11 protein-coding genes are annotated in these 10,553 nt (G+C 65.1%); 4 read left to right on the top strand and 7 right to left on the bottom strand.

The genetic code is table 11. The features are described 5' to 3' along the window. Positions 1-372: methionyl-tRNA formyltransferase (locus VLR48_RS19980; RefSeq protein ID WP_325293461.1), on the bottom strand; the 372-nt coding region annotated here is incomplete at its 3' end. A 43-nt stretch (positions 373-415) separates the two neighbouring features. Beyond that, a complete protein-coding gene (def, locus tag VLR48_RS19975) occupies positions 416-949 on the bottom strand; it encodes a peptide deformylase (RefSeq protein ID WP_325293460.1) in 534 nt (177 codons plus the stop codon). A gap of 226 nt (positions 950-1,175) precedes the next feature. Between def and VLR48_RS19970 the strand changes: the two genes are divergently transcribed. The 4 genes from VLR48_RS19970 to topA all read left to right on the top strand — a co-directional run bounded on the left by VLR48_RS19970 (position 1,176) and on the right by topA (position 6,888). Next, the gene (locus VLR48_RS19970; protein WP_325293459.1) at positions 1,176-2,396 is read left to right on the top strand and encodes a LysM domain-containing protein; all 1,221 of its coding nucleotides are present in this window, start codon (positions 1,176-1,178) and stop codon (positions 2,394-2,396) included. Beyond that, a complete protein-coding gene (gene dprA, locus VLR48_RS19965) occupies positions 2,393-3,535 on the top strand; it encodes a DNA-processing protein DprA (RefSeq protein WP_325293458.1) in 1,143 nt (380 codons plus the stop codon). Before VLR48_RS19970 ends, dprA begins: the two co-directional genes overlap by 4 nt. A 100-nt stretch (positions 3,536-3,635) precedes the next feature. Then, a complete protein-coding gene (locus tag VLR48_RS19960) occupies positions 3,636-4,112 on the top strand; it encodes a DUF494 domain-containing protein (protein ID WP_325293457.1) in 477 nt (158 codons plus the stop codon). A 466-nt stretch (positions 4,113-4,578) separates the two neighbouring features. After that, positions 4,579-6,888, top strand: coding sequence for a type I DNA topoisomerase (gene topA / locus VLR48_RS19955; protein WP_325293456.1), 2,310 nt, complete (start codon positions 4,579-4,581; stop codon positions 6,886-6,888). Between the two features lie 36 nt (positions 6,889-6,924). Here the strand turns inward: topA and moaA are convergent, their stop codons facing one another. From moaA to VLR48_RS19930, 5 genes are all read right to left on the bottom strand, one after another. Next, positions 6,925-7,911: a GTP 3',8-cyclase MoaA gene (moaA, locus tag VLR48_RS19950; RefSeq protein ID WP_325293455.1), complete on the bottom strand. Its 987-nt coding sequence runs from the start codon at positions 7,909-7,911 to the stop codon at positions 6,925-6,927. 64 nt (positions 7,912-7,975) lie between these two features. Further along, positions 7,976-8,497 (bottom strand): disulfide bond formation protein B, encoded by a 522-nt coding sequence (locus VLR48_RS19945; RefSeq protein WP_325293454.1) that lies wholly within the window; start codon positions 8,495-8,497, stop codon positions 7,976-7,978. A gap of 37 nt (positions 8,498-8,534) precedes the next feature. Beyond that, positions 8,535-8,768 carry a thioredoxin family protein gene (locus tag VLR48_RS19940; protein WP_325293453.1) on the bottom strand — a complete coding sequence of 78 codons (234 nt, stop codon included), beginning with the start codon at positions 8,766-8,768 and terminating at the stop codon, positions 8,535-8,537. 63 nt (positions 8,769-8,831) lie between these two features. Further along, positions 8,832-9,788 carry a permease gene (locus VLR48_RS19935; RefSeq protein WP_325293452.1) on the bottom strand — a complete coding sequence of 319 codons (957 nt, stop codon included), beginning with the start codon at positions 9,786-9,788 and terminating at the stop codon, positions 8,832-8,834. 133 nt (positions 9,789-9,921) lie between these two features. Then, positions 9,922-10,500, bottom strand: a complete 579-nt coding sequence (locus VLR48_RS19930) for a DUF302 domain-containing protein (RefSeq protein WP_325293451.1) — start codon at positions 10,498-10,500, stop codon at positions 9,922-9,924. Positions 10,501-10,553: the final 53 nt, after the last annotated feature.

The raw sequence follows: 10,553 nt of genomic DNA, 5'->3' as shown, positions 1-10,553 counted from the left end.
CGGCATCAGCGAGGCATGGATGTTCACGCAGCCGAGGCGGGGTGCTTCCAGCACGGAGACCGGCAGAAGCAGCCCGTAGGCCACGACCACCATCAGATCGGCCTGGAAGGCGGCCAGCTGCGCGACGGCGTCCGGATCCTTCTTGAGGCTCTCGGGTTGAATGACCGGCAGGCCGCGGGTGAGGGCGAGCGCCTTCACCGGGCTCGCCTGGAGCTGTCGACCGCGCCCGGCCGGTCGGTCCGGCTGGGTGTAGACGGCGACGACCTCCAAGGGCGGCATTCCCTGCCGCTCGCCGGGCGCATCGAGGAGCGCGGCCAGGCTCGGAACGGCGAAGTCTGGCGTTCCTGCGAAGATGATTCTCAGGGGGGTCATCGCGCCCGATCGCCGTGCGGACCGGCGGCCTTTCCGATGCGTGTCACAACACGCCTCGCCGTTGCTCGGGCTCGCTCGCGGCTTGCCGCTGCTCCTTTTCGAGCTTGCGGCGAATGCGCTGGCGCTTGAGCATCGAGATGTGGTCGACGAAGAGCTTGCCGTCGAGATGATCGATCTCGTGTTGGATGCAGACCGCGAGCAGGCCGTCGGCGTCGAGCGTGAAGGACTCGCCGTTGCGATCCAGCGCCTGGACGCGCACCCGCTCGGCGCGCTTGACCGTCTCGAAGAATCCCGGGACGGAGAGGCAGCCCTCGTCCATCTGCTCTTCGCCCTCGCGCGAGAGGATCTCGGGATTAATCAGGCACAGGGGCGTGTCGTGGTTCTCCGAGATGTCGATCACCACGACCCGGCGCGGCACGTTCACCTGGATCGCAGCCAGGCCGATGCCGGGTGCGGCATACATCGTCTCGAGCATGTCGTCGACCAGCCGCACGATATCGGCATCGACGCGCGCGACCGGGATGGCCTTGCGGCGGAGTCTTGGGTCCGGGAAGGTCAGGATATCGAGCTTTGCCATCGGGATGTCGTCTGGAAAATCTGTTCTGGGATGACTCGTCTCTCGGGGAATCTCGTCTTTCGCGTGATCGCATCTCTCGGGGAGCGTGTCCCGCGAGAGACCGGCGACGGAGACGTCGAGTCGGGAGCCGAGTAGAAGGGGTCGCATCGCATGCGCTAGTATCCGCAACATACTACACCCCGAATTGGGGCCGGGTGAATCCCGTTTCGAGCATCCGGGAGGTCCGATGCGTGCTGTGACCGTTCGTTTTACCCTCGGAGACGTCGTTTTCGGCGCCTTGATCGGTCTGCTCGCCATCGCCCCGGCGTCGACGGCGCATGCGCTCGAGCTTGCCGAGGACGCACCCGAGGTCTACGAGGTCCGCTCGGGCGATACCCTCTGGTCGATCGCCGGGCGTTATCTGCGCGATCCTTGGCTCTGGCCCGAGATCTGGCAGGCCAACGACGATCCGGGCAATCCGGACCTTATCTACTCCGGAGAACGGCTGCGTCTGGTGCATGTCGAGGGTCGGCCGCGGGTCGTGCGCGACACTGCGACAGGGGCGAGCGGCGACATGCGTGTCATGCGCTTGAGTCCGCGGGTGCGGGTCAGCGCGCTCGAGGCCCCGGTGCCGATGATCCCGGTCGCATCCATCGCAGCCTTCCTGACTCAGCCCTGGGTGGCGGAGTCGGATGAGATCAAGCGGGCACCCTACGTCGTCGGCTTCGCCGACGGTCGCACCATTGCCGCGCCGTCGGACGACGTCTTCGTGCGTCGCATCGACACGACCGCGGTCGGCGAGTTCGAGATCCTGCGCCCCGGCGATGCCCTGCGCGATCCGGACACCAACCGCATCCTCGGCTACGAGGCCACCTTCGTAGCCAATGCCGTGCTCAAGCGCGTCGGGGATCCCGCGATCCTGCGGGTCACGGGATCCGAGCGCGAGGTCTCGATCGGCGATCGCGTCATCCCGGCCTCGCTCGATGCCCCTCTGGAGAACTTCTTCCCGCGTCCTGCGCCGGCCGGAATGCGCGGTCGGATCCTCTCGGTGATGAACGGCGTCTCCCAGATCGGCCAATACGACATCGTGACCCTCAATCGCGGGTCGCACGACCGGCTTGCGCCCGGCCACGTCCTGGAGGTCTTTCGCGGCGGCGAGCCGGTTCGCGACAAGGTCCGCGACGGCGGCGTGAATTGGAACTGGAGAGGCGACGGACCCCGGACCAGCGAGTTCTGGCTCGGCAACGACTATTCGGTGAAGGGCTGGAGCGAGAGTCCGACGGGCTCGAGCGAGCCGATCCCCCTGCACGGGGTCATCGGTCGGGATCGCGCGAGCTATATCCGTCCGATGCAACGCGCCGGTCTGCTCATGGTCTTCCGAAGCTTCGATCGCGTGAGCTTCGCGCTCGTGCTCAACGCCAACCGGGCCATGAGCGTCGGCGACCGGGTCGCACCGCCCGCCCCTTGAGCGTCTCCTCGGATTCGATCGCGGACTGGGTCGTCCTCATCGCCGCGCCGGGCATCGGGTCGCGCACCGCAACCCGATTGCTCGAGCGTTACGGCACGCCGCGGGCGGTCGCGCAGGCATCGCGAGAGGATCTCGCCGCAGCCGGGATCTCGCCCGCGGCGATCGCCGCGCTCAAAGAGCCGGACGCCGCGGCGCTCGAGCGCACCCTTGCCTGGGCCGACCAGCCCGACGCCTTCGTGCTGACACGCGCCGATCCACGCTATCCGCCGTTGCTCGCCGAGATCCCGGATGCCCCGCTGCTGCTGTACGTGCGCGGTGATCCCGCGCTGCTCGCCGAGCCGCAGATCGCGGTGGTCGGCAGCCGCAATCCAACCCCGTCCGGCATCGAGATCACCCGCGACTTCGCCCGGCGGCTCGCCGCCGATGGCCTGCTGATCACCAGCGGCTTGGCGCTCGGTGTCGACGGCGCCGCGCATGCCGGTGCGCTGGAGACGGGGCGGACCATCGCCGTTCTGGGCACAGGTCCGGATCTGGTCTACCCCGCGACGCATCGGGATCTGGCCCGGCGCGTCGCCGAGCGCGGTGCGCTGGTCAGCGAGTTTCCGCCCGGACAGGGGCCGTCGGCGCGGAATTTCCCGCGGCGCAACCGGATCATCAGCGGACTCTCCGTCGGGGTCCTGGTCACCGAAGCGGCGCTCAAGAGCGGCTCCCTGATCACCGCACGCTTTGCCCTCGAGCAAGGTCGCGATGTCTTTGCCGTGCCCGGCTCGATCCGCAATCCACTTTCGCGCGGCAGCCATGCGCTGATTCGCGACGGTGCGAAGCTGGTCGAGGATCCCGGCGAGATCCTCCTCGAGCTGGCCCCGATGCTGCGCAATTTGCTTTCGGCCTGTGCCGGCGATGTGTCCGCGGCGCCCGACGAGGACCGCGCAGCGGTCGGTCGCGGCGCGACCGCGGCACTGGACGCGGACTATCGCGCCTTGCTCGACGCGATGGGATTCGACCCCGTGGCGCCCGACGAGCTGATCGCAAGCACCGGCCGCTCGGCGCGCGAGGTCTCGTCCATGTTGTTGGTCCTGGAGCTGGAGGGTCATGTATCATCTGCCCCTGGAGGCCGCTTTTGCCGGCTCGGTTCTTAAGCGGAGACTTCCGGGTTGCCCCGACGGAACGCCTGAATGGAATGCCCGTGAAGTCCGCTCCCGTCAGCCTTCGGGCTGACGCCGCCCACGAGGTTGGCTGATGTACGAAAACATGGTCGATGTGCTGATCTATCTCTACGAGAACTACATGGACGGCGAGGGTCAGCCCCCGGCCGATCAGGGTGCGCTGGAGGACGAGCTTGCTCAGGCCGGCTTCACCCGCACGGAGATCGAAAAGGCGCTGCTGTGGCTCGACGAGCTGGCTGCGGGGGTCGATGTCCCGCAGTATCACGACCATACCCTCGGCTCCATCCGTGTCTACAACGCGGCGGAGACGAGCAAGCTGGATGTCGAGGCGCGCGGTCTGCTGCTGTTTTTGGAGCAGAACGGGATCCTGGACCCCGTCAGCCGCGAGCTGGTGATCGACCGCTTGCTCGCGATCGATCATGCCCTGGTCGGGCTCGACGAGGTCAAGTGGGTCGTCTTGCTGGTCTTGATGAATCGTCCCGGTCGCGAGGATGCCTTCTCGCAGATGGAGGATCTGGTTTACAACGACGAGCCGGTTTACCTCCATTGAACCGCGTCCGTCGTGACCTGTTGAGTCGTCGTGTCGGCGCCGCGTCTCACGCGCAAACAGGCGTTGGAGTCGACGCGGTTCAAGTCTTTAGTATGACGATGATTTCTTCGTAACGTGCCCGAAGTAAATCGAGCACCGAATCTCATCGTTGTCGTTTTCGATTACGACAACGACAACGACAACGACAACGAGAATCGTGGCAAAGGCATTCTCAGGTCGAGCTGTTTTACTTGTTTTTGAACCGTCTTTTCGTCCTTTAGCGGAGCCGTGTCGTCGGAGTCGCCGGTCCGCGAGACGTTTCGTCCCGCGTTTTCCGGTCTCCGCCTCGGCTTTCCGAGACCTGAATTTCCATCCGACGGACCCTTTCGGCACCGCCCATCTCTTCGACTCCCCTTGACGCGCCGATGCGAACCGGGTTTACCCTAGAGACCCCGAATCGTTCGCTTCCGTATCGCTTGCAGACATCATGAATCTCGTCATCGTCGAATCTCCGGCCAAGGCCAAGACCATCGAGAAGTACCTCGGACCCGACTTCGAGGTGATCGCCTCTTATGGTCATGTCCGTGACCTGGTGCCCAAGGAGGGCGCGGTCGATACCGAGAACGGCTTCGCGATGAAGTACCAGATCATCGATCGCAACGAGAAGCACGTCCAGGCGATCGCCAAGAAGCTCAAGGGCGCCGACGCACTCTATCTCGCGACCGACCCGGACCGCGAAGGCGAGGCGATCTCCTGGCATCTCTACGAGCTGCTCAAGAGCCGCCGCCAGATCGGTAAGCGCCCGGTGTTCAGGGTGGTCTTCAACGAGATCACCAAGCGGGCGGTACAGGAGGCGGTCGCCAACCCGCGCGAGCTCTCCTACGACCTGGTCAACGCACAGCAGGCGCGTCGTGCCTTGGATTATCTGGTCGGCTTCAACCTCTCGCCGCTGTTGTGGAAGAAGATCCGGCGGGGCCTCTCCGCCGGGCGTGTGCAGAGTCCGGCGCTGCGTCTGATCTGCGAGCGCGAGGACGAGATCGAGGCGTTCGTCCGCCAGGAGTATTGGTCGATCGAGGCCGATGCCGCCAAGGACGAGCGGCGCTTCACCGCCAAGCTGGTCGAATTCGAAGGCGAGAAGGTCGAGCAATTCACCGTCGTCGACGGGGAGCGCGCCGCGACCATCCACGAGACACTCGAGCGGGCCGCCGCCGGCACGCTCAAGGTGGAGGAGGTCGAGCGCAAGCAGCGCAAGCGCAATCCCGCGCCGCCTTTCATCACCTCGACACTCCAGCAAGAGGCCGCGCGCAAGCTCGGCTTCACGGCCCAGCGCACCATGCGCGTGGCCCAGCAGCTCTACGAGGGTGTGGATGTGGGCGGCGGGCCGATCGGGCTCATCACCTACATGCGCACCGACTCGGTGAATCTCGCCCAAGAGGCGTTGGACGAGATCCGTGCCTATGTCACGGAGCGCTACAGCGCCGCTCATCTGCCCGAGCAACCGAGGTTCTACAAGACCAAGGCCAAGAACGCCCAAGAGGCGCACGAGGCGATTCGCCCCACCTCGGTCTATCAGGTTCCCAAAGAGATCCGCGCCCATCTCAGCGCCGATCAGTTCAAGCTCTACGAGCTGATCTGGAAGCGCACGCTGGCCTGTCAGATGGCCCATGCGCTCATCAACCAGGTCGCGATCACCCTGAGCGCGGGAGAAGGCAATCGCTTCCGCGCCACCGGCTCGACGGTCGCCGAGCCCGGCTTCATGAGCGTCTACCTGGAAGGTCGCGACGATGCCAAGAGCGCCGACGACGACGAGGAGCGCATGCTCCCCGAGATGAAAGCAGGGGACTTGGTGGATCTGCTCGCCATCCGCCCCGAGCAGCATTTCACCGAGCCGCCGCCGCGTTACTCCGAGGCGTCCTTGGTGAAGGCGCTGGAGGAATACGGGATCGGTCGTCCCTCGACCTATGCATCCATCATCTCGACCCTTCAGGATCGCGAATATGTGGTCCTGGACGCCAAGCGCTTCCTGCCGACCGACGTCGGGCGGGTGGTCAACCGGTTCCTGACCGAATATTTCACCTCCTACGTGGACTACGACTTTACCGCGCGTCTGGAGGACGACCTGGATGCGGTCTCGCGCGGCGAGGGCGAGTGGATCCCCCTGCTCGAACAGTTCTGGAAACCCTTCAAGGAGCGTGTCGACCACACCGAGGTGTCGGTCAAGCGCAGCGACGTCACCCAGGAGCGCATCGAGGAGAACTGTCCAAAATGCGGCGGTCAGTTGTCGATCCGGCTCGGACGCAACGGGCGCTTCATCGGCTGCACCAACTATCCCGAGTGCGACTACACGCGCGACATCAACCCAGACAAGTCCGAGGCGGATGCACCCGAGCTGATCGAGGGCCGCACCTGCCCGCTCTGCAACTCGGCACTCGAGATCAAGCGAGGACGTTACGGCAAGTTCATCGGCTGCAGCGCTTACCCGACCTGCAAGCACATCGAGCCGCTGGAGAAGCCCGAAGACACCGGCGTCACCTGCCCTAAATGCACGAAGGGGACGCTACAGAAGAAGAAATCACGCAAGGGCAAGATCTTCTATTCCTGCTCCACCTATCCCAAGTGCGACTACGCCGTCTGGGACGAGCCCATCGCCGAGCCTTGCCCCAAGTGCGGCTGGGCGGTCTTGACGATCAAGACCACCAAGACCAAAGGGGCCTCCAAGGTGTGTCCTCAAAAGGAATGCGGTTTCCGGGAGGCGATTCCGGAGGATCAGGCCGAAGATACGACCGAGTCGGCGTAGGTTGTGCCGAGCGGGAGCGAGGCACAACAGCCCAGCTCAGCCACCCGTCGCCGACATGAAGCGGATGATCTTCTCCGGCCGCTCCTTGAACTCGTGGCGCTCGGGTTTCAGCGCGATGGCGCTTCGCAGATGCGCGATTAGGTCGCTATCCCCGATCCCGTCGCGCAGCAGGGGCCGCAGCGCATAGCTATTCTCTTGGCCCAGACATAGATAGAGGGTGCCGTCGACGGTCAGGCGCACCCGGTTGCAGGTCTCGCAGAAGTGCTGCGAGATCGGGGTAATGAAGCCGATCCGTGTCTCGGTCGCGCCGACACGGTAATAGCGTGCGGGACCGCCGCCTGGCAGGATGTCGGGGATCAGCTCGAAGCGCTGCTCGAGACGCCGCCGCACGCTCTGCAGATCCAGGTATTGATCCTGAGCCCCGCGGCCGGTCGCGCCCATCGGCATGGTCTCGATCAGACGCAGAGTGAAGTCGTGCTCCGCGCAGTAGCCGAGGATGTCTTCGATCTCCTCGTCGTTCACGCCGCGCATCACGACCGTATTCACGCGAATCGGCGCGAAGCCGACCTCGCGGGCTGCGGCGATCCCGCGCAGCACCTTCTCGAGATCCCCTCCAGTAACCGCCTTGAAGACCTCCGGGCGCAGGCTGTCCAGGCTGACGTTCAGGCGACGCACGCCGGCGCGGTATAGCGGCTCGGCGAGCGCGTCCATACGGGTACAGTTGCTCGAGATGGAGAGGTCGTCGAGGCCGGGCAGGGCGGAGAGCCGTTCGGCCAGGTTCGGCAGATTCCTGCGCACCAAGGGCTCGCCGCCCGTGATACGGACATGCCGAACCCCGAGTGCCGTGAAGGCGGCGACCACCCGACCGATCTCCTCGAAGGTGAGCCAGTGCTCCGGCTCCTCGAATCCCTTGAATCCCTTCGGCAGACAGTAGCCGCAGCGCAGGTCGCAGCGGTCCGTGACGGAAAGCCGCAGATAGGCGATGCGGCGGCCGAACGGGTCGGTCAGGCTCTGCTCGTTCATGCGATGTGATCCGGTGGATGCGGGGGAAGGCGCCCGAGGTTCATCGCTCGGGCGCGGTTTAGGGTCATCGGGCCCCCGTCCCGGGGCGGCTTCGAATGAGCGCCAGGACACCCGCACCGAGGCAGAGGCCAAAGCCGAGCAAGGCCCAGTTCGCCAGAGACAGGCCAAGAATCAGGGCGCCCTCGTCCTCGCAAAAGCCCGTTGCCATGAACAGCGCCGGTGCCTGTTGGCCGAGCCACTCGACCCACTGCTCGATCAACCCGGGCGCGCCGGCCACACAGGAAACGCTCTCCGGCGGCTGCATCTGCAGCCAGCTCTGGTAGGCCGCGACACCGATCCCCGCGGCCGAGACCGGCAGGGTCAAGGCGCCGAGCAGGCGCCCGAGAACACCCGCTCCCGTGCGGCCCGCTCCGAGCGCGGCGCCGAGCGCCAGCACCGCGAGCACCATGAAGAGCAGGCGCTGGAAGATGCACAGATGACAAGGATCCAGCGCGAGCCAGTCGGTCATGACAAAGCTCGACGCGACCGCGATGGCGCAACCGCCGGCGATCGAGCCCAAAAGCAGGCGAGGGGACGGGCCTGTCATTTTGATGCCTTCCAGGCAAGGCAGGCGGAGGACGTCATCAGCTGAACCACCCCTCGACCGTCTTGCGATCCGGAACCCCGCCGGCATGCACCACCTGACCGTCGATGACGACGCCGGGGGTCGACATGACGCCGTAACCCATGATTCGGCCGAGATCCTCGACCTTCTCGAGGGCGATCTCGGCGCCCTTCGCCTTCGCGGCCTCTTCGACCACCTTGTAGGTCGCTTTGCAGTTCGCGCAGCCTGATCCCAGGATCTTGACGTCTTTCATATCGGTCCTCGTGTCGCTTGGTCCCGCTTCCGGGAGTCGTCCTAAGGCCATTGGCTCGCCATTCTACGCCAACAGGTTGAATCCGTAGCCGACCAGGATGAAGGCCACGGCCAGGATGCCCGTATAGAGCGCCAATCCGGGCCAGCGGATGACCTTGCGCAGGATGATCATCTCGGGCAGCGAGAGCGCGGCGATGCTCATCATGAAGGCCAGTGTGGTGCCGATCGCGACCCCTTTGCCGAGCATCGCCTCGGCAACCGGGATCACCCCGGTCGCGTTGGAATAGAGCGGGATCCCGAGCAAAACGGCACCCGGGACCGCCAGCCAATTCTCGGTGCCGCCCAGGTGCTCCACGACCCACTCCTCCGGGACGTAGCCGTGGAAGAGTGCGCCGACGCCGATGCCGAGCAGCACCCATTTCCAGAGACGCCGCAGGATCTCGTGGACCTCGCCCATGGCGTAGCGATGGCGCCCGGCCAGCGAGGTGTCCGGCTCGGGCATCTTCAGCTCACCCATGTGGATCTGCCAGACGTAGGGCTCGACCCAGCGCTCGGGTCTGAAGCGCTCCATGACGACGCCGCCGGCATAGGCGACCGTCAACCCGGCGGCGACATACATGAGTGTCAGCTTCCAGCCCAGGATCCCGAGAAGGATGACCACCGCGACCTCGTTGATCATGGGGCTGGCGATGAGGAAGGAGAAGGTGACCCCGAGCGGGATGCCGGCCTCGACGAAGCCGATGAAGAGCGGCACCGACGAGCAGGAGCAGAAGGGCGTGACCGCGCCCAACCCGACCGCGGTCGAGCGCGCCGCCCATTTGGGTTTGCCGCGCACATAGGCGCGCACGCGCTCGGGCGAGAGGAGCGCCCGGAACAGCCCCATGAGATAGATGATGATGACCAGCATGAAGAAAATCTTCGTCGTGTCCATGACGAAGAAGTGCAGTGCTGCGCCGAGATGGCTCGCGGGGTCGATGCCCAGCAGACGGTAGACGAGGAGATCGCCGAGTATATCGAACACCGATGTGCGCCTCTGCGGCGTTGATCATTGGCGTCTACTCTATACGATTTTCCGTATATGCGGATTGCGCGATGTCACGAGCAGCCGGATCCCGACGCTCGGGACCCCGAAGCTCGGGAACACGGCTTCCGGGTCACAGCTCTCCGGCCGCACCGCCTTCCATGATCGCCCGGATGGTGTCGCGGACCTTCAGCGAGGAGGCCTTGAGCTCCTCGGGAAGCTCCCGACCGCCGTGGATCATCATGTCCAGGTTCATGCTGTAGAGCGTCAGGCGCCCCTCCTTGTCTTCGACCAAGGCGATGCGGCAGGGCATGAAGCCGCTGTACTCGTTGCGATACTCGAGCATCTGTCGACCGACCCGGGCATCGCAGAAGGAGAGAAAGTTGACGTAGCGATAGGACTCGCCCGTGATCGCCTCGATCTGTTTGTAGAAGGGCGATTCGCCGACAAAGAGCAGGTTGCGCGAGACCGCGATGCTCTTCATGGACTCGATGACGTCGTCCGGGCTCAGCCCTTCCTCGACCGGAATCGCCCACATCATGGCTACGCCGGGATCGCCGGTCGAGAGCAGGCGCGAGGCGAACTCGCCGTAGACGCGCGGATATTCGGGGTCGAACTCGCCGAGGATCGGGGCGACGCGCCAAGCCAGGACGCCGACCCCGACAAGGGTCAAGAAGCCGATGACGGCCAACAGGTTGCGAACGATCTTCACTGCAAATCCCCCGTGATGATGTCGGCCGCCTCGTGAACGGCTCGATCCGTGAT

It is taken from the genome of Thiocapsa sp., assembly GCF_035467215.1.
GTDB lineage: Bacteria > Pseudomonadota > Gammaproteobacteria > Chromatiales > Chromatiaceae > Thiocapsa.
Note: the sequence above shows the minus strand (reverse complement) of the source record. Positions and strands in the feature narration are given on the sequence as shown.